Genomic DNA, 26361 nt, shown 5'->3' on the forward strand with positions numbered 1-26361 from the left:
GTTCGACCACGTCCCGATCGGGATCTTCCGCAGCGTGGACCGCCCGGCCTACGACACCCTGATGACCAGCCAGCTCGACGAAGCGGTCGCACAGAAGGGCCGGGGCGACCTCACGCGCCTGTTCGACTCCGGCGACACCTGGCGCGTCCCCTGAGCGACCGGCGTACCGGCGCCGCACGCCGGGCGCCGTACCGGCGCCGACGGCGCGCGGGCGCCCACGCTCACGCGGCCAGCCCCGGCAGGTCGGGCCGGACCAGTTCCTGCTCGATCGCCTCCAGCAGCTCCCGAGCGGTCCTGATCTTGCCGGCGGGCGCGGCCCGGTCGTCGACCCGGCCCGCCTCGACCGCCTTGGTGTGGGCGATCCGTTCCGCCATCCGCTTGTCGACCTTGTCCGCGATCTCCGCGCTGCCTCCGGCGGTCGTGAACACCATCCGCAGCTCCGACCTCGACACCCCGTCGAACTCGCCGAACCAGTTGCCGGGCAGCCGCCCGCAGTGCCGGTGCAGCAGCGCCAGCCGGACCAGCCCGTACCGGCGCAGCGTCGGCGTCCGCTCCGCCAGCAGGAGAGTGCGCACGATCAGCGCCTCGATGTCGCGGCGCTGCGTGGCCAGATCGCGGCCGGACCAGCGCACACCGCGCAGGGCCACCCAGCGCGCGTCCAGCCAGCCGGACGGCCCCCCGGACCGCCCGGCCCCGCGCGGCGGCTGCGGCCTGGCCGACGAGTTGGCCGCGACGGCGCGCGCCGACTCGTCCCACAGGTCCGCGAAGCGGTCGGCCAGGTCCTGGTCGCGGCCCTTCCACGTGTCCTTGCGCGTGCGGGTGATACGGCCGCGCAGCAGCTCCAGTTCGCGGGTGGACGACAGGCGCAGATAGCGCTCCAGCCGCCGGAACGTCCGGTGGAACCAGCTCGACCCCATCCGCTGCGACCACAGCGACTTCGCCGTCACGCCCAGCACGATCGCGGCCAGCAGGCCGAGGACGCCCCACACCATGGCGTGCAGCCGGCGGTCCGCCATGAACAGGTCGTCCACGACCTGCTTGTGTTCGATCTCCATGAAGAAGTCCATAAAGGTGAGGACCGCGAAGGCGCCTATCGTCATGCTCAGCCAGAAGCCCGCCCGTTGCAGCACCTCCAGCTCCCTGACCCGGCGCTCGTCGAAGGCGTGCGCCATCGACTCGAGCAGGTTCTTGTACTGCTCGGTGGCGCGGTCGGCGACGTCCCGCGCCCGCGAGCCGAACCGTTTGAGTTCGGTGAAGTGGCTGGCGTCGGCCAGCGCCTCCCGCAGCCCGCGGCCCGCCCAGCCGAGCGTCTCGGCGAACCGCTCGTCGGCGAGGTGCTCCAGCCGTTCGATCCGGCTCACCCGTTCGTCGACGTGGCTGGCCACGTCGGCGAGGTCCGCCATGCCCTGCAGCAGCATCAGGTGGATCAGCTCCACCGCCCGGTGCGCGCGGTTCAGCCGCCACCAGCGCCGGATCGGCAGGTGGGTGGCCACCCCGTCCCACAGGGCCCCGGCCGTGCGGGCGGCGTGCTGGTAGATCATCGCGTGCTCGCGCCAGACCTGGAGCTGCTCGCGGATGTCGTTGCCGGAGGCGGCCAGCGCCTCCAGGGTCAGAAGCCCCGCCACCGCGGGACGTAATCGCTCCCCCACGACCGTGCCGTTGAGATGCGGCGTGTCGGGCAGCACCACGTAGCATTCGCGTACCGTGCGGTCGTCGCGCCGGGCGGGCTCCACACACACGTCCGCGCTGCTCAGCTCGGTGATGCCGGCGCCACCGAGCAGCCGGCGCAGCGGGAAGCGCCTGCGCGCCCCACCGGACGTGGCACCTCCGTGCACCACCTCGTACAGGTCACGCGCGTTCTTCAGGCTCGGCCGGTCCCCCGTGCCGTTGTCCTCCAGCGCGATCCAGAACTCCGGGGCCTCGTACTCCCTGATGTCCTGCTTCGCCTTGCGGAAGTGGGCTCTCACGTGGGTGCGGGCCTGCCGCTCGCAGCGCATGAACCATTCGTGCCGCCGGTGGGCGCTCGTCTCCCGCGGTGCGCGGCCCAGCGCCTCGTCGGGGATCCAGTTCGGATCGCCGACCCAGAAGCTGACGCCGATGAACATCATCCGCGAGCTCCAGCGGTTGCGGAACTGGATGTCGAACAGGATCCACGGCTTCCCGCCCCCGCCCTCCCGCTTGAACGGCCCCACTTCGTGGTCGGGGTGGATCAGGACGTGGTACCAGTGGAGGCTGTCGGCCGCGTCCAGGTAACCGGCCTCGATCTCCCGGTACGCCTGGTCGACCTTCTCGTTGCCCCGGTCGAGCTCCCGCAGCGCGGCGTCGCCGGTGCGCCAGGTGACCTGGTCGAGCAGGCCGTCGGGCGACGTCGCCAGCCACACCCCGGGTTCGGCGCCCCCGTTCGACTCGAGCAGCTCCCTGATGATGCGGTCGTCCGCCTCGCCGCCCCCGGGCCCCCACGCCCGCCACTCCCGCCAGTACGTCACCAGATAGACCAGATGTGTGGACGATTCCGACGACCCCACCGAGAACCCCCCTTCACTCCCCCCTCATGTGATGATCGGTGGAGTGAAGGGACTAACGCGACACATCGTCACGATCCGATTACAGATAGAGCCCGGGGTCGCTCCGGTCGCGGCGTTCCTCGGGGGAACGCGGCTCGGGCTTGGCCAGGACCTGCGGCTCGGTGTCCGGGCCCACCTCGGCCCCCGCGTCGAGGACGGTGATGGCCAGGTCGCCGTTCCTGACGCCGATGTGGGCGTGCTGTTCCGGCTTGAGCGTGCCGTCCAGCAGCAGCCGCGACAGCGTGTTGTCGAGCTTGCGCTGGATGGTGCGGCGCAGCGGCCGGGCTCCGTACTGCGGCTGGTAGCCCTCCTTGGCGAGCCAGTCGACGGCCGCCGGCTCGATCTCCATGACCACCTTCTGCGCGTGCAGCCGCCGCCGGGTCTCCTCCAGCAGCAGGACGGTGATCTGGCGGAGCTGCTCGGCGTCGAGGCCGCGGAAGATGATGATCTCGTCGACGCGGTTGAGGAACTCCGGCCTGAACTGCATCTGCAGCAGCCGCGAGAGCTGGCCGCGCAGCGCCTGCGGGTCCTCGCCGGCGTGCGCCATGATGAGGTCGGCGCCGAGGTTCGACGTCATGATCAGCACGGTGTTCCTGAAGTCCACCGTCCGGCCCTGCCCGTCGGTCAGCCGCCCGTCCTCCAGCACCTGCAGCAGCAGGTTGAACACGTCCGCGTGGGCCTTCTCGATCTCGTCCAGCAGGACCACCGCGTACGGCTTGCGCCGGACCTGCTCGGTGAGCTGGCCCGCCTCCTCGTAGCCCACGTAACCGGGGGGCGCCCCCACGAGCCGTGAGACGGTGTGCCGTTCCTGGAACTCGCTCATGTCCAGCCGGATCATCCGGTCCTGCTCGCCGAACAGCGCTTCGGCCAGGGCCCGGGCCAGCTCGGTCTTGCCCACGCCGGTGGGCCCGAGGAACAGGAAGGAGCCGATCGGCCGGGCAGGGTCGCTCAGGCCGGCGCGGGAGCGGCGCACGGCCTCGGCGACCGCCTCCACCGCCTGGTCCTGGCCGATGACGCGCTGGTGCAGGTGTTCCTCCAGGGCCAGGAGCCGGTCCCGCTCCTCCTCGGTGAGCTGGGCGACCGGGATGCCGGTGGCGCGGGAGACGACGGCGGCGATGTCGTCCGGGGTCACCTCGGCGACTCTCCCGCGGCCGTCGCGGGTCTGCTCGATCCTGGACTGGAGATCGGCGATCTCGTCGCGGAGCTCGCGGGCGCGTTCGTAGTCCTCGCGCGTCACCGCCTGCTCCTTCTCCCGCTGCCGGTGGCCGAGCTCCTCCTCCAGCTCGCGGGTGCCGGTCGGGGCGGTGCCGGTGCGCAGGGCCACCCGGGCGCCCGCCTCGTCCATCAGGTCGATCGCCTTGTCGGGCAGGAAACGGCTGGAGATGTAGCGGTCGGACAGGTCGGCCGCCGCCACCAGCGCCTCGTCGGTGAACTTGACCTGGTGGTGGGCCTCGTACCGGTCACGCAGGCCGCGCAGGATCTCGATGGTGTCCGCGACGTCCGGCTCGGGGATCAGGATGGGCTGGAAGCGCCGTTCGAGCGCGGCGTCCTTCTCCACGTGCCTGCGGTACTCGTCCAGCGTGGTGGCGCCGATCACGTGCAGTTCGCCGCGGGCCAGGGCGGGTTTGAGCATGTTGGAGGCGTCGATGGCGCCCTCGGCGCCGCCCGCGCCGACGACGGTGTGCAGCTCGTCGATGAAGATGATGAGCTCCTCGCTGTGCGCGCGGATCTCCTCCATGACCTTGCTCAGGCGCTCCTCGAACTCGCCGCGGAACTTCGTCCCCGCGACCAGGCCGGCCAGATCCAGCTGGACCACGCGCTTGCGCTTGAGCGTCTCGGGCACCTCGCCGTCCGCGATGCGCTGCGCCAGCCCTTCGACGACCGCCGTCTTGCCGACGCCCGGCTCGCCGATCAGCGCGGGGTTGTTCTTGGTCCGCCTCGACAGCACCTCCACCGCCCGGAGGATCTCCTGGTCCCGGCCCACCACCGGATCGATGCCGCCCTCGCGGGCCGCGCCGGTCAGGTCCCGGCCGTACTGGTCGAGCGTCGGGGTGCTGCTGGGCGGCGCCTGCTGGCCGGTCAGCGTCTCCCCGTTGCCCGCGCCTTCCTGGACGAACGACTGCGGGGTGACGTGCGCCTCCCGGAGCAGCCGCCCCGCCATCGACCGGGGGTTCGCCGACATGGCGAGCAGCAGGTGATGCGGGTCGATGTAGGAGGCGCCGGTGGCGTGCGCCACCTGCCTGGCGTCCAGCAGGGCCCGTTTGGCCGCCGGTGCGAGCGACATGGGATCCTGCCGGGGCTCGCGCTTCTCGACGGCCTGCTCGACCTGGCGGGCCAGCGCGTCCGGGTCGGCCCCGGCCCGCTCCAGGAACTGCCTGGCCGTGTCCACCTGGGCGGCCGCCCACAGCATGTGCTCGGTGTCCACGTAGTCGGCGCCCCACTCGGCCGCCTTCTCCGTCGCCGTGCGCAGGAGGTCGACCGCGTCCTCGCTGAGCAGCCTCCCGATGTCGACACGGCGGGGCAACGCCGGCTGGCCGTACCCGAAGAACCTGGCCAGGAGATCGTCCATGGGGCCGTGGCCGTAGTTCCAGAAATCACCCGTTGTCATGGTCCCCTCCCCCGAAGGTGACGTCGGTTACGCCCGCCTACCCCCGACGTCAGGAGGTAACCAACACCTCCCACCCAGGCGCCCACGACGCTACCGGTTGCGGAACACGGGATCCCGCTTCTCCAGGAAGGCCCGGATCGCCTCGCGGGTGTCCTCGGTGGTGCCGTTGATGTTCTGGGCGGCCGCCTCACGCAGGACGCTGTCGTGGAAGCTTCCCGAGGCGGCGAGGTTGAGCATCTCCTTGGTCTGCGACAGGGCGAGGGGCGCGAGGGCCAGCAGCTCACGGGCCCACTCGTACGCCTGCGTCAGGGCCTCCCCCTCGGGCACGACCTTGTTGAGCAGCCCGAGGGCGTGGACGTCGGCGGCGGGGAGCATCCGGCCGAAGAAGGCGAGTTCCTTGGCACGGTGGAGCCCCAGCATGTGCGTCAGGAACCAGGTCCCGCCGAAGTCGACGGAGAGCCCGCGCCTGGCGAAGATCTGCGAGAACCTCGCCGTCTCCTCGGCGACCGCCAGGTCGCAGGCGAGCGCCAGGTTGAAGCCGCCGCCCGCCGCGACCCCGGAGACCGCGGCGATCGTGGGCTGCGGCAGGTCGCGGACGGCGAGCAGCGCCGCGTTGACGATCCGCATCGCGCGGCGCGGCGAGTCCGCGGAGTCGCCGCCTCGCAGGTCGGAGCCGGAACAGAAGTCGCCGCCCGCGCCGGTGAGCACCACCACGCGGTCGTCCGCCCGGCCCGCGATGTCGCCGAACACCTCGGCGAGCTCGATCCAGCCGGCGCGCGGCACGCTGTTCTTGGTGTCGGGCCGGTCGAGCGTGACGGTGACGATGCCGCTTCTGTCACGTTCCACCAGGACGACAGGGTTGTCGGACACGTGATGCCGTTCCTCTCTCCCGCCGGTCAGCGGACGCCGGACGCCTGGTTCTTCAGCGACGCCAGCGCCGCGCGGATCTCCGCCGCGGGCGTGCCGGCCGGCGGCTGGATGTGGACCTGGTCGACCAGCCCGCCGAACCGGCGGGAGACCTCCGCCGTCACCTCCGCGAGGGAGCCGCTGACGCAGAACGTGTCGAGCACCTCGTCGTCGACGAGGTCGGCCATCCGGTCCCAGCGGTCCTCGTCGGGGGTGACCGACAGGGCGTGCAGCCGCTCGTGCAGCTCCTGCCAGCCGTGCAGGTCCAGCACGGCGCGGTAGGCCGGTGTGGAGCCGTAGAAGGCGACCCGCCCGCGCAGCATCCGCCGCTGCGCGTCGACGTCGTCGCCGGGGGCGTGGACGTGCACGAACCCCGGGCAGTGGACGGTCACCTCGGAGCGGTCGCGGCCGGCCCGCGCCAGTCCCTCCTCCAGGGCCGGGAGGGTCACCTCGCGGAAGTAGCGCTCGGTGCTGAAGCCGTGCGGGATCAGCCCGTCGGCCACCTCTCCGGCCAGCCGCGTCATGAGCGGCCCGACCGCGGCCAGGTGGATCGGCGGGTTGCCGTGGCCGTGCGGCGCCGGGCGGAAGGTCGCCGTCATCAGCGTGTGCCGGTAGTGCTCCCCTTCGTGCCGGACCGGGCGGCCGGTGTTCCAGTCGTCCCAGATCGCGCGCAGGGCGGTGATGTACTCGCGCATCCGCGCCGCCGGCCGGCCCCACGGCATGCCGAACCGGCGGGTGACGTGGGGCTTGGTCTGGGTACCGAGGCCGAGGACGAACCTGCCTCCGGAGAGCGCCTGCAGGTCGTTGGCGACGTACGCCATCGTCATCGGCGTGCGGGCGAAGGCCACCGCGATCGTGGTCGCCAGCCGCACCCGGCTGGTGTCACGGGCGGCCAGCGCCAGCGGCAGGAACGGGTCGTGGTCGACCTCGGCGCTGGCCACGACGTCGTAGCCGGCCTCCTCGGCCCACGCGGCGCAGGCGGCGACGTCGGCTATGCCGGCCTCGAAGGCGTGCACGCCGGTCTTCACGGCTTCTCCCCCTCACCCGCGTAGTGGTCGCGGAGCTTGCGGCGCTGCAGCTTGCCGGTCTCCGTCCGGGGGAAGTCGGCCCGGAACTCGAAACGCCGGGGGATCTTGAACGAGGCCAGGCGCTCGGCGCAGTGGGCGCGCAGCGCGGCGGCGAGCTCGTCGCCGGGGACCGCGTCCTCGGCCGGCTGGACGACGGCCAGCACGTTCTGGCCCCAGTCCGGGTCGGGGACCCCGATGACGGCGACGTCGGCGACGGCGGGATGCGTGATCAGGGCCTGCTCGATCTCCGCCGGGTAGATGTTGACGCCGCCGGAGATGATGAGGTCGGTGCGCCGGTCGAGCAGGAACACGTAGCCGTCCTCGTCGAAGTAGCCGTAGTCGCCGACGGTGGCGAGCCCTCCCTTCCGGCTGGCGGCGGTCTTGGCCGGGTCGTTGTTGTACTCGAAGAGCGCCTCGCGGCCGGGGATGCCGAAGTAGATCGTGCCCGCCGTCCCGGCCGGCACCTCCTCGCCGTCCTCGCCGAGGATCTTGACGATGGTGTTCGGCGTCGGGCGTCCCACGGTGCCGGGCTTGCGCAGCCACTCCCGCGGGCTCACCAGGGAGACGCCGCCCTCGGTCGAGGCGAGGTACTCCCACACCACCGGCCCCAGCCAGTCGAGCATCCGCTGCTTGATCGGCACCGGGCACGGCGCGCCCGCGTGGATCACCGCTTCCAGGCTGGACAGGTCGTACCTGGCCCGGACCTCCTCCGGCAGCCGCAGCATCCGGTTGAAGTGGGTGGGGACCATGTGCACGCTGGTCACCCGGTGCCGCTCGATCGCCTCCAGCACGCCCTCGGCGTCGAACTTGCCCTGGATCACCACGGTGTGCCCGAGCTGGAGGAACGCGTAGGCGTGCCCGGTCGGGGCGGCGTGGTAGATCGGCGAGCACACCAGGTGCACGCCCTTGTCCAGGGTGACCTCGTAGCGGGCGGCGAGTCCCCCGTACAGGGCGCTGATGACCGGCTCCGGCTCGGAGTCGGGGTAGAGGAGGGACCGCACGCCCTTGGGGTTGCCGGTGGTGCCGGAGGTGTAGCCCATGGTGCCGCCGAACCGGCGGTCCGGCGGCGCGTCGGACGGCTCGCCCTCGCCCAGCTCGGGGTACGGGCGCCAGCCGGCCGCCTGCCCGCCGATCACGAACCGGTGCTCGGGCAGCGACTCCTCCGGCAGCGTACGGGCCTGCTCGACGTCGGCGACGACGACCCTGGCTCCGGAGTCCTTGATGATGTAGAGCATCTCCGCAGGGGTCAGCCGCCAGTTGACCGGGACGAGGAACATGCCGACCTGCCCGGTGGCCAGCATCAGCTCCAGATACTCGTGGCCGTTGTGCACCGCCACCGCCACGCTGTCACCGGCCGACAGGCCGTGGGAGCGCAGCGCGCGCGAGACGCGGTTGACCCGCGCCAGCAGGTCGCCACAGGTGATCGTCGATCCGTCGGGGTCGATGATGGCGGGCCGGCCGGGGTCGGCGGCGGCGATCTCGTAGAAGCCGGTGGGTGCCGTGGTCGAGTGAGTGGCAGAGGACATGGTGCGTCTCTCTCCTGTCGGCGTGACGTAGCTAGACGATCCCCCCCGTGGCCCCGTGCCCCCCGGGCCCCCGTGCGGTGGCGGCCGGGCGGGATCGCGGCCCGCCCGGCCGGTGCGTCCCGGTGAGCGGCCGCCCGGCCGCTTCACCTGGACGCGGCCCTCACTTGGGAAGCTGCCCCATGAAGATCGACGGGTGCAGGCCGTCCGCCTTGGGCCGGAACGACGTGGTGAGCTTGGCGGCGAGGTCCTGCAGGTCCCACGGCCCGTCGGAGCTGATGGTCTCGACGACCTCGGGGTTGTTCCACAGCCGGACCTCGTGGCCGGCCGCGCCGATGGTGCGGCCCGACAGCCAGTCGGACTCGGTGCCGGCGAGGTAGGTGACGATCGGCGCGATGTTGTCCGGCGACATGAGCTGCTCCTCGCCGGGGTCCTCGCCGAGCTTCTTGTCGTCGGGGACCGTGGCGGTCAGGCGGGTGGCCGCGCCGGGGGCGATCGCGTTCGCCGTCACGCCGTACCGGGCCAGGCCGTTGGCGAGGGAGGCGGTCAGGCCGATGATGCCCATCTTCGCGGCGGCGTAGTTGGGCTGGCCCGGGGAGCCCTGGAGGGCGGAGTCGGAGGTGAAGTTGATGATGCGGTAGTGCCCGTCGGGGTTGCGCTGCTGGCGCCAGTAGGCGGCGGCGGGCTTGATCGTGCTGAAGTGACCGCGCAGGTGCACCCGGATGACCTCGTCCCAGTCCTCCTCGGGCAGGTTGAAGATCATTTTGTCGCGGAGGATGCCGGCGACGTTGACGACGACGTCGAGGCGCCCGTAGGACTCGACGGCCATCTCGACGAGACGCCGGCCGGTCGCGGTGTCGCCGATGTCGCCGCCGTCGGAGACCGCCTCGCCGCCGAGGTCGATGACCTCCTTGGCGATGTCCTGCGCGGGCCCGGCGTCGCCGCCGCTGCCGTCCGGGCCGGCGCCGAGGTCGTTGAGCACGAGCCGCGCGCCCTGCTGGGCGAACGCGCGGCTGATGGAGGCTCCGATGCCGCGGCCGGCACCGGTGATGATGGCGACTCTGCCGTCAAGAGATCCCATGGGACGCCCTTCCGATGTGGAGGAGATGGAGGTGTTCGCGCGGCGGGGCCGCGCCTTCTGACGGGCGCGGCGGGGCCGCGCCTGTAAGAAGCCGGTCAGCGGATGACCGCGGTTCCGTGGTCGATCACCACGGCTCCGGTCTCGTCGGTCGTCCGGAACCGGACGTCGGCGCCGTCGGCCCAGATCGACACCGTGATCGTCTGCCCGGGGAGTATCGGCTTGGTGAAACGGCCGGACATGGCGCGAAAGCGCCCGGGGTCGGATCCGGCGGCGGCGTGCAGCAGCGCGCGGCCGGTGAAGCCGTAGGTGCACATGCCGTGCAGGATCGGCCTCGGGAAGCCGCCCCTGCCGCTGAAGGACGGGTCGGTGTGCAGCGGGTTCCGGTCGCCGGTCAGCCGGTAGAGGAGCGCCTGATCGGGCCGGGTCGCGTAGGTCACGACGTGGTCGGGGGCGCCGGTCGGCAGCTCCCACGACGTGCCCGGCCCCCGCTCGCCGCCGAAGCCGCCGTACCCGCGGAAGAAGAGCGAGGTACGGATCCTGGCGAGCGGTTGGCCGGCGGAGTCGCGGGCGAGCGTCTCACTGGCGACGATGGCGCCGGATCCCTTGTCGTAGACGCCGACGATCTCGCCCGTCGCCTCGACCTCGCCCGCGGCCGGGACCGTGCCCAGCAGCTCGAAGGCCTGCTCGGCGTGGAGCATCCTGGTGAGGTCGAGGTCGTCAGGCAGGGACATGCCGCCGCCCATCGCCACGTTGCAGAAGGTCGGCAGGACCCGCTGCGGCTTGCCCTCGGTGTTCTCGGTGGTGAACTCCAGCTCGGTCAGCGGGTCCTCCTGGCCGGCGCCGACGGCGATCGCGTAGAGCAGCGCGTCGGCGGGCGTCCAGGACCTCGTGAGGGGCTCGCTCTTGCGGCCGACCAGAGATGCGTCGATTGGCATGATCCTCATTCCCCGCGAACGCTCGGCGGACATGACCACGGGATCCGTCCAGGTCCCACAACTGACGACAAGTAGAACACGTTACGGCAAACAGAACAAGAGTCCGTACCCCCTTGACAAGGGCCACTCTGGCTTCAACCCTGCTATAAGCAGAACATGTTGTCTTTAACTCGGCCGGGCTCGGCCCGCCGACCGTCGTCCCGCGCCGTCGAAAGGAACCGCCATGCCCGGCCCGGCCCCCGCGCCCATCCCGGAGACGCTCCCGTTCTGGGAGGGCGCCGCGGACAAGGAGCTGCGCGTCCAGCGCTGCACCCCCTGCTCGCGGCACTACTTCTACCCCCGCCCGTTCTGTCCCCGGTGCGGCTCGGAGGAGGTGGAGTGGACGACGGTCAGCGGCGACGCGCGGCTGGTGTCGTACATCATCAACTACCGGCCGTTCCCGCCCTTCGACCCCGCGACGCCGGTCGTCGTGGCGCTGGTGGAGCTGGCCGAGGGGCCGCGCATGATGACGAACATCGTCGGCGTCGCGCCCGAGCCCGAGAACCTGGAGCTGGACATGCCGCTGAAGGCCGAATTCATCGAGTACGAGGACTACACGCTCCCGGTGTTCGCCCCGGCGGTGGCCCGATGACGTCGATGCACCGCGGCGGCATCGCCGTCGTCGGCGCCGCGGAGACCACCGGCATCGGCGTCCGCCCCGAGATGTCCGTCCTCGGCCTGCACGCGGAGGCGGCCAGGAACGCCCTCGCGGACGCGGGGCTCACCGCCGCCGACGTGGACGGCGTGGCCACCGCCGGGCCGCTGGCCATGGAGGTCTCCCACCACCTCGGCATCGAGCCGCGCTGGCTCGACGGGACCCTCGTCGGCGGCTGCAGCTTCATGCTGCACGTCCGGCACGCCGCGGCCGCCATCGCGGCCGGCGCCGCCGACGTCGTGCTCGTCACGCACGGCGAGTCCGGCCGCTCGCGCGTCGGCGTCGCGCCCTGGGCGCCCAACCCGGCCTCCGCGAGCGGGCAGTTCGAGACCGTGTACGGAGCCCAGGCCCCGTACTCCACCTTCACCCTCCCCGCGCTGCGCTTCCTGCACGAGCGCGGCATGACCCGCGAGCACCTGGCCCAGGTCGTGGTGGCGCAGAGGTCGTGGGCGCTGAACAACCCGCGCGCCTTCCGGCGCAAGCCCGTCACCGTCGAGGAGGTCCTGGCGGGTCCGCCGATCGCGTATCCGTTCACCAGGGACATGTGCTGCGTGGTGACCGACGGCGGCGGCGCGCTCGTGCTCACCTCGGCCGAGCGGGCGAAGGACCTGCCGAGCGGCGACCGGGCGGTGTACCTCCTCGGCTCGGGAGAGGCGGCCGAGGGCCCCCTGGTGTCGCAGATGGCCGACCCCGGATCGTTCGCGGCCTTCCGCAAGGCGGGCGCGGAGGCGTTCAGGACCGCGGGCATCACGCACGCCGACGTGGACCATCTCATGGCCTACGACGCCTTCGCGCACGTCCCGCTCTACATGCTGGAGGACCTCGGGTTCGTCGGCCGGGGCGAGTCGGGCGACTTCGTCGCGGAGGGCAACACGGTCAAGGGCGGCTCGCTGCCGATGAACACCAACGGCGGCGGCCTGTCCTACACCCACACCGGCATGTACGGCATGTTCGCCATCCAGGAGGCGGTGCGCCAGCTCCGGGGCGAGGCCGTGGAGCAGGTCCAGGACGTCGACGTCAGCTTCGTGCAGGGCGTCGGGATGTTCTTCGCCGCGGCCGGCAGCCTCGTGCTCTCCCGCCACCGCGGCTGAGCCCGGCGGGGCGGCGCCGGGGAAGGCGCCGCCCCACTCGATAACCTGTACTCTTTGTTTCCGGCTTTCAGCCGTCGACGCCGTACCACGCGGGTGGCCGTCGCGTTCTCCACCGGCCGGAAAGGGGGCTCTTCGTGGGCCGTGTCAGCAGGAAGGGCCGGACGCCCGAGGCCCGGGCCTTCAGAGCGGAACGCGTTTTGGATGCCGGGATGGCCCTGGCCACCAGAGGCGGCTACGAAGCGGTCCAGATGCGCGAGGTCGCCCGCATCGCGGACGTCGCCCTGTCGACCCTCTACCGCTACTACCCGTCGAAGGACGCGCTGATCAGCGCCGCCATCATGGTGCAGCTCGAAGAGCTGCGGCAGGACATCATCCGGCGCCCGCCACGGCAGCGCACCCCCGAGGGACGGGCCGCTGAGGTGCTCAACCGCGCCTTCCGGGCCATGCAGTACAACCGGGGCTGGGCACACGCCGCGCTCAGCGCCTACCACATCCCCAAGCCGCTGGGGCAGCAGCCGGAGGACGCCTCGCCGCTGGTGGAGAAGTCAGACCCGACCGCGCTCACCGACCTCCTCGCGCTCGCGGCCTGGGGCCCGTCACACCGCACCACGACGGCCGAGTACCGCGTGCTGCACATGCTGGAGTCGCTCTGGAACAGCAGCGTCATCGGCTGGCTCAACGACCAGATGACGCCCGAGTACGTCGAGGAGCGGCTGAAGTTCGCCGCCAAGCGCCTGCTCGCCCCGGAGCCCGAGGCGGGCAGGTGATCCGCGTCAGCGCGCGCCCTGGCCGTCGTCGACCTTGACCACCGTCCCGGTGACGAACTCGGAGTGCGGCGAGACCAGATAGAGCAGCGTGCTGTCGAGCTGCCGCGGGTCGCCCATGCGGGCCCGGGGGAAGTAGCCCGTCGGGTCGGCGCCGGTCCGCTCCATCATGCCGTCCATCATCTCCGAGGCGAAGGCCCCCGGCGCGATGGCGTTGACGTTGATGTGGAACCTGGCCCACTCGACGGCGAGCACCTCCGTCATCCTGGACAGGGCGGCCTTCGTCACCGAGTACAGCGCCGCTCCCCCGCCTCTGTACTCGTAGGCGCCCATGGAGGAGATGTTCACCACCCGGCCGCCGGTGCCCGCCTTGATCAGCCGGCGCGCGAAGTCGCAGGACAGGAGCCAGGGCGCGCGCAGGTTCGTGCCCAGCACGCGGTCGACGAGCTCCACGGGCATCTTCGTGGCGTACTGGGCGTCGGGGACGCCGGCGTTGTTGACCAGGATGGTGGCGGTGCCGAACCGCTCCTCGGCCGCGTCGAGCAGGCCGCCGAGCTGGGCGTCGTCGGTGAGGTCGGCGCCGAGCGGCAGGCAGGAGCCGCCGGCCGCCTCGATCTCGTCGGCGAGGTCCTTGAGCCGGTCGGCCCGCCGCGCCACCGCGACCACGTGGGCCCCGTGCTCCGCCAGGGTGACGGCGAACCGCCGCCCGAGGCCCGAGGAGCAGCCGGTCACGACGGCGGTCTGGCCCGTGAGGTCGACGATCTGAGGGGACATGGCGGTCACCTTCCGTTGCGGGTGGGTCAGTCGAGGACCTGCTCCAGAGTGCCCGACGCGGCGAGTTCCGCCACCTCGGCCCGGCTGAAGCCCAGCAGTGCGGTGAGGACCTTCTCGTTGTCCTCGCCGAGCAGCGGGGCCGCCTTGGTGACGCGGTGCGGCGTCAGCGACATCTCCGCCTGGGCGCCCTCGTAGGGCATCTCGCCCATGACGGGGTGCGGGTGCCGCCGGAAGTAGCGCCGGTGCGCCACCTGCGGGTCGGCCTGGAGCCCCCGGGCGTCGTGCACCGGCCCGGCCGGCACGCCCGGCTGGAGCGCGCCGGCCACCTCGGCGGCGGTGCGGGCGCGCGTCCAGGCGGCGAGCTCCGCTTCGAGCCGGTCCTCCTGCTCCTTGCGCCCGGCCAGGGTGCCGAGGCGGGCATCCGCCGCCCATCCGGGGTCGCCCAGCGCCCGGCGCAGGGCCGCCCACTCGGCGTCGGACGTCACCGCGATGGCGACCCACCGCTCGCGGCCGTCCTCGGGCAGGCACGGGAAGACGCCGTGCGGGGCGGCCCCGCGGCTCCGGTTGCCGTCGCGCGTGGCGACGCGCCCGGTCCGCTGGTGGTCGACCAGCTCCGGCGCCAGGAACATCAGGGCCGTCTCCATCTGCGACAGGTCGATGTACTGTCCCTCGCCGGTCCGGTCGCGGTGCTCCAGCGCGGCGATGACGGCCGCGGCCGCGAACCGCTGGGCGATGAAGTCGGTGTACGCGCCGTACGGGGAGCCCGGGTCGCGGTCGGGCCACCCGGTGAGCTCGCAGAAGCCGCTCATGGCGGCGAGCACGGTGCCGAAGCCGGCGAAGTGGCGGCGCGGGCCGGTCTGGCCGTTCATGGACGTCGAGATCATGATCAGCGCGGGGTTGACCTGCCGCAGCCGGTCGTAGCCGAGCCCGAGCCGGTCCATCACGCCGGGCGTGAACGCCTCGATGACGACGTCGGCCCAGGCCGTCAGCCGGTTCGCGACCCGCTTGCCGCCTTCGGTGGACAGGTTCACCCCCAGCCCCAGCTTGGAGGCGTTGTAGTCGGCGAAGAACTGCGAGCGGTTGACGCCCGGCACGCCGTCCTTGAACGGCGGCGCCATCCGCAGCACGTCCACCGACCGGAGGCTTTCCGTGCGCACCACCGTGGCACCGTACTCCGCCAGGTATCTCGCCGTCAGCGGGCCGACGCCCACCCACGACGCGTCCCACACCTTGACGCCGCCGAGCGGCCCGGCCATCAGATCACCCCTTCGTCGCGGTGACGGCGCAGTTCCCGGGCGGAGAGCCCGGCCTCGTCCCGCCACACCGTCTCGTTGTCGGCCCCGGCCTCGGCGACCTGCCCGCCGCCCGCCAGCGGGGTCGCGGACAGGCGGGCCCACGTGCCGGGCACGCGCAGGGTCTCGCCGCCCGCGCGCACCGTGCGGAAGTAGTCGCGCCCGGCCAGCTGCTCGTCCTCCATCAGGTCGGCCACCGTGTTGACGGGAGCCACCATGAGCCGGCGCTCCAGCGCCTTGCGGGTCAGCGTCGCCTTGGTCTCGGTGCGGAAGTACGCCGCCAGCGCGCCGGCCAGCAGCTCGGGGAACGCGGGATCGCCGTCGGCCGGAGCCTCCAGCCCGGGAGTGAGGTGCCCCTCGTCGCGCAGCCAGGCGAGATACCCCTCCGGTCCTGGCCCGAAGGGGACGGTCGCCAGGACGTGCCCGTCGCGGCAAGCGTACAGCTGGCGGTAGGGCAGGCCGGGGACCGGCTCCCCGAAGGAGGCCCGGTCCACGACCGAGCCGTCCGTGTACGGGCCGGGCACCGCGTTCATGAGCGAGCGGATCGTCGCCAGCTGCGCCGACACGTCGACGTGCTGGCCCCGCCCGGTGAGCCTGGCGTGCCGGACCGCCACGAGCGTGTGCACCACGGCCTCGGCCGCGGCGTGCAGGAAGTACTGGTCGGAGCTGATGCGGACCGGCGGGCGGTCAGGGTCGCCGCTGAGCCACACCGCGCCGCCGGTGGCGGCGACGACGAGGTCGGCCGCCCGGTGGCGGGCGTACGGGCCGGTCTGGCCGAAGGGGGTGACGCCGGCCAGCACGACGCGCGGGTTCACCGCCGCGAGCGCGTCGTGGCCGAGGCCCAGCTCCTGGAGCGTTCCCGGCGCGTACGACTCGACCACGACGTCGGCGCCGGCCACCAGCCGCAGGAACAGGTCGCGGCCACGGCACAGGTCCAGGGTCACCGAGCGCTTCCCCCGGTTGAAGGCGAGCCACGCGGGACCGGACCGGGCGGGATGCCCGCCGGGCGGCTCCACCAGGGTGACGAGTGCTCCGAGGTCGGCCAGGACGCGCCCGCTCAACCAGGCGCGCTCAGTGGTCAGGTCGAGCACCCGCAGCCCCGCGAGCGCGCCGGGCGGGCCTTCACTGCCGCCGTGACCGGTCATCGCCGCACCCCGGAGGCCAGGGCCAGCATCGCCTCGGCCGCTTCCCCGTACTCGCGGGCGAGCCGGTCCACCAGCTCGGCGACGGACGGCACGTCGCGGACGCCCGAGACGGAGTGGCCGGCGCTCCAGATGTCGCGCCACCGTTTCGGGGCTCCGCCTTCGCGGCCTTCCAGCGCCGTCATGGAGAAGCGCTTCGGCCCGATGCCGAACTCGGCGGGGTCGAGCCCCTGGGCCAGCAGGGACCGGCGCAGCAGGTTGGTCTCCAGGCCGGACAGGGCGTTGGTCAGGTGGATGTCGTCGAGCTCGCTCTCGACGATGAGGTCCTTGTAGCGCGCCTCGGCGCGGGCCTCCCGCGTGGCGATGAAGCGGGTGCCCATATAGCCGAGGTCGCAGCCCAGCGCCTGCGCGGCGAGCAGGGCCGCGCCGTCCGCCTGCCCGCCGGACAGCGCGATGATGCCGTCGAACCTCTCCCGTACGGCACGTACGAAGGCGAACGGGTTGGCGTTGCCGGTCTGGCCGCCCGCTCCCGCGGTGAGCAGGATCAGCCCGTCGGCGCCCGCGTCGGCGGCCCGCTGGGCGTGGTGGACCGTGGCCACGTCGCACCAGACCTGGATGCCGGCGTCGCGCAGCGCGGGGGCGACGGCGGCGGGTGAACCGACGGAGGTGATCACCGCGGCGGGGCGGTGGCGGATGATGACCTCCAGGTCCTGCCGCAGCCTGGGGTTCGAGCGGTGCACGATGAGGTTGGGGACGCAGGGGGCGGCGTCCGGCGTCTCGGCGCACTCTTCCCCGATGCGGCGCAGCCACTCGTCGAGCCGGCCCTCCTCACGGCAGTTCGCCGTCGGGAAGCTCCCGAAGACGCCCGCCCGGCAGGCGGCGATCACCAGTTCGGGACCGGAGACGAGCAGCATCGGGGCGGCGACGAGCGGCAGCCGCGCGCGGCGGAGTATCGCCCGTGGGTCCGTGTCGGCGGGGGCCTGCGGGTCAGCGGTCATGGTTCACCCCAGGTGGGAGGCGTGGGAAGGCGGGCGCCGTGCGGGCGCCCGCCCGTGGCCGCGTGTCAGACGCCGAGCTTGTCGGCGAGCCGGTCCTGCTGGTAGTCGGCGTCGCCGGCGAGCACGTTGCCGGCGATCGCGTTCTTGTAGAAGAAGTGGGCGTCGTGTTCCCAGGTGAAGCCGATGCCGCCGTGCAGGAGCATGGTCTCCTTGGCCGAGGTGAGGTAACCGGGAGAGGAGAGCGTCCGCGCGGCCGCGGCCGCCGTGCCGAGCTTCGCCGGCTCCTCGTCGGCCGCCCGCGTCGCCTCCCGCAGCGCCGCGTCGGCGAGCGCCCACAGGTTGTACATGTCGGCCAGCTTGTGCTTGACGCCCTGGTAGGCGCCGATGGGCTGGCCGAACGCGTAGCGGACCTTGGCGTACTCGGTGGTCATGGTGAGGCACGCGAGCATGGCTCCGCACTGCTCCGAGGCGATCGCCAGGTTCGCGAGGTCGGCCACGCGGTCGAGCGCGGCGACGGCGTCGCCCGTGACGAGCCGGGCCGGGGCGCCGTCGAGCGTCAGGGTGGCCGAGCTGCGGGTCGGGTCCACGACCTCGTCCTTGGTCACGGTGAGGCCGCCGGCCGAGCGCTCGACGAGGTACAGGCCCACGCCCTGCGGGCCGCGGGCCTGCACGAGCAGGACGCCGGCCTCCGCGCCGTTCAGCACCGCCACCTTCGTGCCGGACAGGGTGACCGCGTCGCCGGAGCCGGTCGCGGTGGTCACGGGCTCCCCCGGGATCCACCGGCGGTTCCCCGGCTCACTGACGGCGAGCGCGCCGACGAGGGCGCCCTCGGCGATCCGCGGCAGCACCTCCCGTTTGGCCTCCTCGTCGTCCAGGGCGAGCAGGGCGCCGGCCGTCAGCACACAGGCCAGCAGCGGCGAGGGCACCAGCCCCGCGCCCAGCTCGCGCAGCGCCGCCGACAGGTCGGCCTGGGTGGCGCCGGCGCCGCCGTACTCCTCCGGGATGGTCAGGCCGGCCAGGCCGAGGTCCCCGGCCAGCCGCGACCACACCTCCTGGTCGTAGGCCTGGTCGCCGCCGATGACCTCGCGGACCTTCGGCAGGGGCGTGCGCTGCGCGACGAAGCGCCTGACCGTCTCGGCGAGGCTCTTCTGGTCGTCGGTGAAGATGAGTGACACGTGAGCTCCTGAGGTGATGGCCCGGTCAGCGGGACAGCTTGAGCTGGTTGAAGGGCGTGTTCCGGTCGACGCCGGGATCCTTCGCCAGCCCGAGCACGCGCTCGCCGACGATGTTGCGCTGGATCTCGTTGGTGCCGCCCGCCACGGCGCCGCCGGGGGCGGCCACGATGGCCGAGACCACCCGCTCCAGGTCGGCGCCGCCGAGCGCGATGTCGCTGCCGATGATGTCCTGCGCCAGGTCGGCCGCCCAGAGGGCCAGCTCGGCGCCGGCGAGCTTCGCGGCGGACCCGCGGGCGCCGATCTCGACGCCGGCGGTGGTCTCCTCGTGCAGCACCCGCCCGTACGCGCCGAGCGCGGACTCCCGGGCGTACAGGACGGCGAGCCTGCGCCGGACGGCGGTGTCGGTCTCCAGGCCGCGAGCGCGGGCCAGCTCGACGAGCGAGTCGAAGCCCAGCGGGTTGGAGCGGGCGCGGCCCCCGGCGCCGATGGTGACGCGCTCGTTGCGGAGCATCACCACCGCGGCGCCCCAGCCCTCGCCGACCTCGCCGACGACCGCGTCCGCCGGCACCTCGACGTCGTCGAAGAACACCTCGTTGAACGGGGCGTGCCCGGTGGCCACGACGAGGGGCCGCACGGTGACGCCCGGGTGGTGCATGTCGACGATGAACATGGTGATGCCGCGGTGCTTGGCCACCGTCGGGTCGGTGCGGGCGATGATGGTGCCGAAGTCGCTGTACTGGGCGCCCGAGGTCCACACCTTCTGGCCGTTGATGAGCCAGCCGGTCTCGGTCCGCGTGGCCGTGGTCTGCAGGCCGGCGACGTCCGAGCCCGCGCCGGGCTCCGAGAAGAGCTGGCACCAGATCTCGTCGCCGCGCAGCAGCGGGGGCAGGTAGCGCTTCCTCTGCTCCTCCGTGCCGAGCTCCAGGATCGTCGGGCCGGGCATGCCGAGGCCGATGGTGAACGGCCCGGTGGGCAGGTCGAAGTCGGCCGCCTCCTCGTTGAAGGCGATCAGCTCCGCGGCGCCGAGGCCCTGCCCGCCGTACTCCTTCGGCCAGGTGATGCCGGCGAACCCGGCCTCCCACAGGGCCTTCTGGAACCGCTTCGACTCCTGGAGCGGGACGGCGCTCCCCTCCAGGTCGTATCCGGCCGCCTCGTCGAAGGGTTTGGCGTGCTGCTCCAGCCAGGCTCGCGCCCTGGCACGGAACTCATCGATCGACGTCATCCGCGTTCCTCTCGGAGATGGAGACGGCCGGACTGCCGGGCACATCACGACCGTTTGGTAACACGTTCTGTTTAGCGAAGGCTCACCCGTCCGGCGGCATCTGTCAAGAGTGCCGCCGAGATTCTGGTGGCAGCGGAGATATTGACAAGCGGTACTCGGCTGGTCACGCTACCTCCAACGGTAACGGGTTCTCTTTGCCAGGACGCCGGTCGGCGCTCGCGGTGGAGACGCGCCTCTCCGAGGAAGTGAGCACACATGAACCTTGCCCAAGCCGCCCATGCCCGCCCGCCCGGCGACCCCGGCGGCGAGAACGTTCTCCGCCTGGCGGACGTGACGGTGCGATTCGGCGGGATCACGGCGGTCGACGCGGTCACCCTGGACGTCCCCGGCGGCCAGGTGGTCGGCCTCATCGGCCCCAACGGCGCCGGCAAGACGACACTCCTGGACTCGGTCTCGGGGCTGCGCACCCCCACCGAAGGGCGCATCGTCCTCGACGGCGCGGACGTCACCGCCAGGACGGCCTCCTGGCTCTCCCGGCACGGCATCCGCCGGACCTTCCAGCGGCACCAGGCGTTCGGCTGGCTGACCGTCCGGCAGAACGTGCTCGTACCGCTGGAATGGCGCACCCGAGGGCGCGGGCTGCTGGGCGACCTGCTGGGCCTGCCGCACCGCAGGCGCGAGACCGAGGCCCTGCTCCAGCGGGTGGACGAGGTCGTCGAGCTGTGCGGGCTCTCCGACGTGCGCGACGTGAGCGCGGCGACGCTGCCGATCGGCCGGCTGCGGCTGCTGGAGTTCGCCAGGGCCATCGTGGACTCGCCCAGGCTGCTGCTGCTCGACGAGCCGACCTCGGGGCTGGGGCAGCGGGAGACCGAGCTGCTCCGCGAGGTCCTCCTCGGGCTGGTGCGGCGGCACGAGCTGACGGTGATCCTCGTGGAGCACGACGTCGACTTCGTGATGGGCCTGGCCGACCGCGTCGTCTGCCTGGTCCAGGGGGCGGTGCTGGCCGACGGCACGCCCGCCGAGATCCGCAGGAACCCTGAGGTCATCGCGGCCTACCTCGGCAACTGACGCTTCAGGCACGTGAGGAGTATCTGTGCAGTTCTTCAGCATCGCGATCAGCGGCGCGGTGTCGGGAGCGATCTACGCCCTGCTCGCGATCGGGCTCGTCCTGTCGCACTCGACGTCACGCATCTTCAACTTCGGCCACGCGGCCACCGCCTTCGCCTCCGCCTACCTCTACCACCAGCTGCACGTCGCCCTGGGCTGGAACAAGTGGCTGACGCTGCTGTTCGTCGTGGTGCTGTTCGCCCCGCTCATGGGCTGGGCCTGGGACCGCCTGGTGTTCTCCCGGCTGACCGACGCCGAGGAGTCGACGAAGATCGTCGCGGGCGTCGGCGTCCTCATCGTCGTGCCGGCCTTCGTGCTGCTGGTCTGCGGTGCGCTGCGTGACCTGTTCGGGATCCCGTTCCAGGACGTGGCCGAGGTGTACCAGGTGCCCGGCGTGCTGCCCCCCGCGCAGCACGTGCTGGCCGAGGGGCTGGTCCTGAGCAACGACCAGCTCGTCGCCCTGGCCGCCAGCATCCTGCTCTTCCTCGCGATGTGGGCCTTCCTCCGCTTCACCTCCCTGGGCCTGCACATGCGGACCGCGGTGGACAGCCCGGTGCTGGCGCGGCTGCGCGGCATCGACACCGGCCGGGTCTCGACCCTCTCGTGGGTGATCAGCTTCTTCGTGGCCGCCATCGCGGGCGTGCTCGCCGCCCCGTTCCCCGGCCCGTTCGGCCTCGTCAACGACAACTACACGCTGGCCCTGTTCGTCGCCACGACGGCCGCCGTGGTGGCGGGACTGCGCTCGGTCCCGCTGGCCTTCCTCGCCGGCCTGCTCATCGGCGCCCTGCGGAACGTGGTCGTGGCGTACGTCAACGAGGACTACCTGGGCGCCGTCGGCGCCTGGGCGGCCAAGGTCTACGGCCTGACCGCCTCGGTGCCGTACGCCGTGCTGTTCATCGCGCTGATCTTCCTCGGGTACGACCGCAAGCGGCGCAAGGCGGGCACCAGCGCGTCGGCGGCCAAGCCGACCCCGGACTACCGCGACGACCTCACGCCGTTCAAGAAGGCCCTGCCGTGGATCATCAAGTCGGCGATCGTCCTGGTGCCGGCCCTGACCTTCGCCAACGGCATCTGGCGGCAGCTGATCATCTACGGGCTCGCGCTGGGCATCATCCTGCTGTCGTTCACCATCGTCACCGGGCTCGGCGGCATGGTGAGCCTGGCCCAGGGGGCGTTCGCCACCGCGGCGGGTCTCACCGTCGGCCTGCTGCTGGCCAACGGCTGGCACTACGTGCCGGCCGCCGTGGTCGGCGTCCTGGTGGCGGCCGCGCTCGGCGCGCTGACCGCGCTGCCTGCGCTGCGATTGTCCGGGCTCAGTCTCACCTTCGCCACGCTGGCTCTGGCGCTGCTCGCCACCAACGTGCTGTTCAAGATGGAGTGGTTCTCCAACGGCACGGCCGGCTGGTCGATCCCGAGGCCGCGGTTCGGGCCGATCGACCTCGGCGACGACCGGGTGCTGCTGGTCGTCTGCTTCCTCACCGTGCTGCTGATGGTCTGGATCGCCGGCAACCTCACCGACTCCGCGGCGGGACGCGCGATGATCGCGGTGCGTACGGCCGAGCCGGCGGCGTCGGCGTCGGCCGTCTCCCCGCCGGTCACCAAGCTCCTCATCTTCGTCATCTCCGCCGCCGTCGCGGGGCTGGGCGGCATCCTGGCCGTCACGGTGTACGGCACGATCCTCAACACCGCCAACCCTCCGCAGGCCACGTTCCTGTGGCTGGCGATCGTCGTGATCATCGGGATCCGCCAGCCCGGGGGCGCCATCGAGGCCGGCATCATCAGCGCCGTGCTGCCCTGGATCATGGCCCACGGCTTCACCCTCGGGCCGATCAGCTGGGGCGGCACCAGCAACGACCTCATCCCCCAGGTGCTCTTCGGGCTCGGCGCCATCCAGCTCGCGGCCCAGCCCAACGGCCTCCTCGCCGCACAGTCCAAGGCCGCCCGACACCGCCGCGACCGCAAACGAGCCGAACTCACCGCGACCGCAGCCAGCACGACGGTGGCGGCCGAGGCGGCGGAGGAGCCGCCCCTCACGGTGCGGGAGCCGGACGCCGCCCCCGCGACCGCTGCGGCTGGGGCCGCCGCTGGGACCGCGGCCGGGAACGGTGGCGGGTCCGGACTGCTGGAGTTGGATGGGGTGCGGGCGGCGTACGGGGAGGTCGAGGTTCTGCATGGGATCGACCTGGCCGTGCGGGAGGGGACGATTCTGGCGCTGCTGGGCGCGAACGGGTCCGGCAAGACCACGCTGTGCTCTGCCATCGCCGGGCTGGTGCCGCCGACCGGCGGGCGGATCGTCTTCGGCGGCGAGGACATCACGGCGCTGGGCGCGCTGGAGCGCGTGGAGCGCGGTCTCGTGCTCGTGCCCGAGTCCCGGGGTGTCTTCCCCTCGATCACCGTCGACGAGAACCTGAGCATCTGGCTCCCGTCCAAGGCCGACCGGGCCAAGGTCTACGAGCAGTTCGAATCGCTGGCCCGCCGGGCCGGGCAGCCGGCGGGCAACCTGTCCGGCGGCGAGCAGCAGATGCTCAGCCTGGCCCCCTTCCTCGTGCGCCGGCCGCGCCTGCTCATCAGCGACGAGCCGTCGCTCGGGCTGGCGCAGCTCGTCACGGCGGAGATCATGGCCGCCTTCCAGCGCCTCCAGCGGGAGGGCACCACCGTGGTGCTCGTCGAGGAGAAGGCGCGGGACGTCCTCACCGTCGCCGACCAGGTCGGCGCGCTCCAGACCGGCCACCTCCGCTGGGTGAACGACCGGTCGGAGGTCGACGAGCAGCAGGTCGCCGCCGCCTATCTCGGCATGTCGGCCGTCGTGCACTGACGCCCCCATGGGTGACCGAACCAGAAAGGCAACACCATGACCATTCCTCGTCCCCGCCGGTTCCGGCGGGTCACGTCAGCGGTGGCCGTGACCGCCCTCTTCTCCTTCACCACGGCATGCGGCGGGGGCTCCGGCACCGCCTCCTCCGGTTCGTCAGGCACGGGTGCCGCCAAGGCCGCGACCGAGCCGCTGACCGCGCAGCAGGCCGGTGAGGAGGTCGCCAAGCTCCTCGGCGACCTGCCGGAGCTCACCGGCGAGACGGTGCGCGGCGTCAACGGCAAGGTCATCACCGTGGGCGGGACCGGGACCAACACCAAGGCGGGCCAGCACACCCTGCCCGGCCTCGACGTGGGCGCGCGGGCCCGCTTCGAGCGGGCCAACCGCGAGGGCGGCGTGAACGGCTACACCTTCGAGTACGCCGGGTTCCAGGACGACAACGGCCAGCCGGCCGCCTCGCAGCACGCCACCCAGAACCTCGTCGAGTCCAAGAAGGTCTTCGCCCTGGTGCCGTACGTGCCGGCCTCCGGGGTGAACGGCGACTACATCGCCAAGCACAGGGTCCCGACGTTCGGCTGGCTGGGGCAGGACTTCTGCACCTGGGACAAGAACCCGTGGATGTACAGCAACTAGGGGCAGACCTCGTGCCCGGAGGTGCTGCCCGGCAAGGCGGTGGGCTCCTCCGCCTCGCTGGAGCAGTATCTCAAGGCGACCGGCAAGGACGCCGCCTCCATCAAGTTCGGCGTCTTCGCCTCCTCCGACCCCTACGGCAAGGCGGGCGTCATCTCGTCCCGGGCGACCGCCGAGAACCTCGGCCTCAGCGTCGTCTACGCCGAGGCGGACCTGCCCAGCGCCACCGAGCCGCCGCTGTCCGACTACACCCCGATCGCCTCGCGCATCATGGCGTCGGGCGCGAACGTGGTGGCGGCCAACGTCACCGCGCCGGCGCTGCTGGGCGTGCTCGGCGCGCTGAAGTCGCTGGGCTGGACCGGCGACATGATCTACGGGCAGGCGGCGCAGGCGCTGCTCGACAACCCCGGCACGGCGCAGACGGTCGACGGCATGATCGGCACCACGGCCCAGGGCGCCATGGCGTTCGGCGGGGACAGCTTCGCCCAGGTCAGCGAGGACCTCAGGGCGATCGGGTCGGACGCCCCGGCCGACGGCATCGGCACGGTGACGACGTACTGGGCGGCCGACCTGTTCCTGCAGGCGTTCGCCGAGATCGAGGGTGAGCCCACCGCCGAGAAGCTGGCCAACGTGCTCAACGGCGGCTCGTTCGGCTACGAGGCGATCCAGGGCGTCACCTGCTCGCAGTCCTGGCCCGCCGGACGGGTGCTCGCCGCCGCCTGCGCCGGTGTCGTGAAGTACGACGCCGCCGCCAAGAAGCTGACGCCGCTGGCTCCGCTGGAGAACACCGGCGGCTACTTCATCGTCGACGCCCAGTAGCGGCGGGCCCGCCGGCGGGGTGGCCGAGAGCACCCCGCCGGCGGGCGTCCACCCGGAGTCCGGCCGGATCGGGACAGCGCCTCCCGACGGGGGAATCGATTGCCGTTAGTCTTCCCCCAGACGATCCGAAACGAGGACGGGATGACGACGATCTACGACGTGGCGCGCCACGCGGGGGTGTCCGCGGCGACGGTTTCGCGGGTGGTCAACGGGCGGTCGAGCGTGGATCCGGCGCTGGCCGAGCGGGTCCGGCAGGCCATGGGCGAGCTCAAGTACCGGCCCAACGCCGTGGCGCGCAACCTGCGCAGGAGCCGGACCACGCTGTGGGCCGTCATCATCTCCGACATCGGCAACCCGTTCTTCACCGCGATGGTCCGCGGCGTGGAGGACGTCGCGCAGAAGGCCGGCTTCTCGGTCGTCCTGTGCAACAGCGACGAGGATCCCGCCAAGGAGGGCAAGTACGTCACCGCCGCGCTCAACGACCAGATGGCCGGGGTGATCATCTCTCCTTCGGGCCGGGGCGGGCACGTGAACCGGCTGGTGGAGGCCGGGGTCCCGGTGGTCGTCATCGACCGGCTGCCCCGCGGCGTCGCCGTCGACACCGTGATGGTGGACAACGAGCACGGCGCGCAGCTGGCCACCGAGCACCTCATCGAGGCGGGATACGAGCGCATCGCCTGCGTCACCGGCCCGCGCCGGTTGTCGACGGCGGCCCAGCGCCTGCGCGGCTACCAGCGGGCACTGCGCGCCGCCGGCCGCAAGGTCAGGACGGAGCTGATCAGGTTCGCCGACTTCCGCGAGGAGGGCGGTTACGCGGCGATGGCGGACCTGCTGCGGCAGGATCCCCGGCCCGACGCCGTCTTCGCGGCCAACAACCTGATGACGGTCGGCGCCGTCGAATGCCTGGTCGACCAGGGGGTGCGCATCCCCCAGGAGGTCGGCGTGGCCGGGTTCGACAACATCCCGTGGGCCCACCTGGTCCGGCCCACGCTGACGACCGTGGACCAGCCCACCTACGAGCTGGGCCGTACCGCCGCCCTGCTGCTCGCCGAGCGGATCACCGAGCCGACCCGCCCGGCGAGCAGCGTCACCCTGCACACCCAGTTGCACGTACGGGAGAGCTCGCGCCGCTGAGCTGTTGACTCCGTCGGCGGGGT

Annotated in this window: 19 protein-coding genes and 1 pseudogene; 7 read left to right on the forward strand and 13 right to left on the reverse strand. The window is 72.3% G+C overall.

Annotated features, from left to right (window positions below; translation table 11 throughout):
• Nucleotides 1–221: 221 nt before the first annotated feature.
• From ACZ6YG_RS43465 to ACZ6YG_RS43495, 7 genes are all read right to left on the reverse strand, one after another.
• Nucleotides 222–2486 (reverse strand): hypothetical protein, encoded by a 2265-nt coding sequence (locus ACZ6YG_RS43465; RefSeq protein ID WP_466021227.1) that lies wholly within the window; start codon nucleotides 2484–2486, stop codon nucleotides 222–224.
• Between the two features lie 118 nt (nucleotides 2487–2604).
• The gene (locus tag ACZ6YG_RS43470) at nucleotides 2605–5172 is read right to left on the reverse strand and encodes an ATP-dependent Clp protease ATP-binding subunit (protein ID WP_466021228.1); all 2568 of its coding nucleotides are present in this window, start codon (nucleotides 5170–5172) and stop codon (nucleotides 2605–2607) included.
• 90 nt (nucleotides 5173–5262) lie between these two features.
• On the reverse strand, nucleotides 5263–6042 hold the full coding sequence (locus ACZ6YG_RS43475; RefSeq protein ID WP_466021229.1) for an enoyl-CoA hydratase/isomerase family protein: 780 nt from the start codon (nucleotides 6040–6042) through the stop codon (nucleotides 5263–5265).
• A gap of 26 nt (nucleotides 6043–6068) precedes the next feature.
• Nucleotides 6069–7106: a TIGR03617 family F420-dependent LLM class oxidoreductase gene (locus ACZ6YG_RS43480; protein WP_466021230.1), complete on the reverse strand. Its 1038-nt coding sequence runs from the start codon at nucleotides 7104–7106 to the stop codon at nucleotides 6069–6071.
• Nucleotides 7103–8671, reverse strand: coding sequence for an AMP-binding protein (locus ACZ6YG_RS43485; protein WP_364234285.1), 1569 nt, complete (start codon nucleotides 8669–8671; stop codon nucleotides 7103–7105). The genes ACZ6YG_RS43480 and ACZ6YG_RS43485 overlap by 4 nt, the downstream gene beginning before the upstream one ends.
• A 160-nt stretch (nucleotides 8672–8831) precedes the next feature.
• Nucleotides 8832–9749: an SDR family NAD(P)-dependent oxidoreductase gene (locus ACZ6YG_RS43490; RefSeq protein WP_466021231.1), complete on the reverse strand. Its 918-nt coding sequence runs from the start codon at nucleotides 9747–9749 to the stop codon at nucleotides 8832–8834.
• Between the two features lie 95 nt (nucleotides 9750–9844).
• Nucleotides 9845–10684, reverse strand: a complete 840-nt coding sequence (locus ACZ6YG_RS43495) for a MaoC family dehydratase (protein ID WP_466021232.1) — start codon at nucleotides 10682–10684, stop codon at nucleotides 9845–9847.
• Nucleotides 10685–10907: 223 nt separating this feature from the next.
• On the opposite strand from ACZ6YG_RS43495, the gene ACZ6YG_RS43500 reads away from it, so the two are divergent.
• From ACZ6YG_RS43500 to ACZ6YG_RS43510, 3 genes are all read left to right on the forward strand, one after another.
• Entirely contained in the window at nucleotides 10908–11315 is a 408-nt protein-coding gene (locus ACZ6YG_RS43500; protein ID WP_364234280.1) for a Zn-ribbon domain-containing OB-fold protein, read from the forward strand.
• Nucleotides 11312–12469: a thiolase C-terminal domain-containing protein gene (locus tag ACZ6YG_RS43505; RefSeq protein WP_466021233.1), complete on the forward strand. Its 1158-nt coding sequence runs from the start codon at nucleotides 11312–11314 to the stop codon at nucleotides 12467–12469. The genes ACZ6YG_RS43500 and ACZ6YG_RS43505 overlap by 4 nt, the downstream gene beginning before the upstream one ends.
• A gap of 209 nt (nucleotides 12470–12678) precedes the next feature.
• Complete coding sequence (locus ACZ6YG_RS43510; protein ID WP_148031111.1) at nucleotides 12679–13236, forward strand: TetR family transcriptional regulator; 558 nt, start codon at nucleotides 12679–12681, stop codon at nucleotides 13234–13236.
• Nucleotides 13237–13242: 6 nt separating this feature from the next.
• On the opposite strand, the gene ACZ6YG_RS43515 is transcribed toward ACZ6YG_RS43510, so the two are convergent.
• The 6 genes from ACZ6YG_RS43515 to ACZ6YG_RS43540 all read right to left on the reverse strand — a co-directional run bounded on the left by ACZ6YG_RS43515 (nucleotide 13243) and on the right by ACZ6YG_RS43540 (nucleotide 19836).
• On the reverse strand, nucleotides 13243–14007 hold the full coding sequence (locus ACZ6YG_RS43515; protein ID WP_466021234.1) for an SDR family NAD(P)-dependent oxidoreductase: 765 nt from the start codon (nucleotides 14005–14007) through the stop codon (nucleotides 13243–13245).
• A 26-nt stretch (nucleotides 14008–14033) separates the two neighbouring features.
• Nucleotides 14034–15263 (reverse strand): CaiB/BaiF CoA transferase family protein, encoded by a 1230-nt coding sequence (locus ACZ6YG_RS43520; RefSeq protein WP_466021235.1) that lies wholly within the window; start codon nucleotides 15261–15263, stop codon nucleotides 14034–14036.
• Nucleotides 15263–16444: a CaiB/BaiF CoA transferase family protein gene (locus ACZ6YG_RS43525; RefSeq protein WP_466021236.1), complete on the reverse strand. Its 1182-nt coding sequence runs from the start codon at nucleotides 16442–16444 to the stop codon at nucleotides 15263–15265. Before ACZ6YG_RS43525 ends, ACZ6YG_RS43520 begins: the two co-directional genes overlap by 1 nt.
• A complete protein-coding gene (locus ACZ6YG_RS43530) occupies nucleotides 16441–17439 on the reverse strand; it encodes an NAD(P)H-dependent flavin oxidoreductase (protein WP_466021237.1) in 999 nt (332 codons plus the stop codon). The genes ACZ6YG_RS43525 and ACZ6YG_RS43530 overlap by 4 nt, the downstream gene beginning before the upstream one ends.
• A 65-nt stretch (nucleotides 17440–17504) precedes the next feature.
• Nucleotides 17505–18614: an acyl-CoA dehydrogenase family protein gene (locus tag ACZ6YG_RS43535; protein WP_466021238.1), complete on the reverse strand. Its 1110-nt coding sequence runs from the start codon at nucleotides 18612–18614 to the stop codon at nucleotides 17505–17507.
• Nucleotides 18615–18639: 25 nt separating this feature from the next.
• Nucleotides 18640–19836 (reverse strand): acyl-CoA dehydrogenase family protein, encoded by a 1197-nt coding sequence (locus ACZ6YG_RS43540; protein ID WP_364234263.1) that lies wholly within the window; start codon nucleotides 19834–19836, stop codon nucleotides 18640–18642.
• 255 nt (nucleotides 19837–20091) lie between these two features.
• On the opposite strand from ACZ6YG_RS43540, the gene ACZ6YG_RS43545 reads away from it, so the two are divergent.
• The 4 genes and pseudogenes from ACZ6YG_RS43545 (at nucleotide 20092) to ACZ6YG_RS43560 (ending at nucleotide 26338) form a co-directional block, all read left to right on the forward strand.
• Nucleotides 20092–20904, forward strand: a complete 813-nt coding sequence (locus tag ACZ6YG_RS43545) for an ABC transporter ATP-binding protein (RefSeq protein ID WP_466021239.1) — start codon at nucleotides 20092–20094, stop codon at nucleotides 20902–20904.
• Between the two features lie 25 nt (nucleotides 20905–20929).
• The gene (locus ACZ6YG_RS43550) at nucleotides 20930–23758 is read left to right on the forward strand and encodes an ABC transporter permease subunit (RefSeq protein ID WP_466021240.1); all 2829 of its coding nucleotides are present in this window, start codon (nucleotides 20930–20932) and stop codon (nucleotides 23756–23758) included.
• A gap of 36 nt (nucleotides 23759–23794) precedes the next feature.
• A pseudogene (locus ACZ6YG_RS43555) lies at nucleotides 23795–25204 on the forward strand (ABC transporter substrate-binding protein).
• A gap of 141 nt (nucleotides 25205–25345) precedes the next feature.
• The gene (locus tag ACZ6YG_RS43560) at nucleotides 25346–26338 is read left to right on the forward strand and encodes a LacI family DNA-binding transcriptional regulator (RefSeq protein WP_466021241.1); all 993 of its coding nucleotides are present in this window, start codon (nucleotides 25346–25348) and stop codon (nucleotides 26336–26338) included.
• The last annotated feature ends 23 nt before the right edge of the window (nucleotides 26339–26361 follow it).

This window comes from Nonomuraea sp. NPDC054003 (assembly GCF_055585125.1).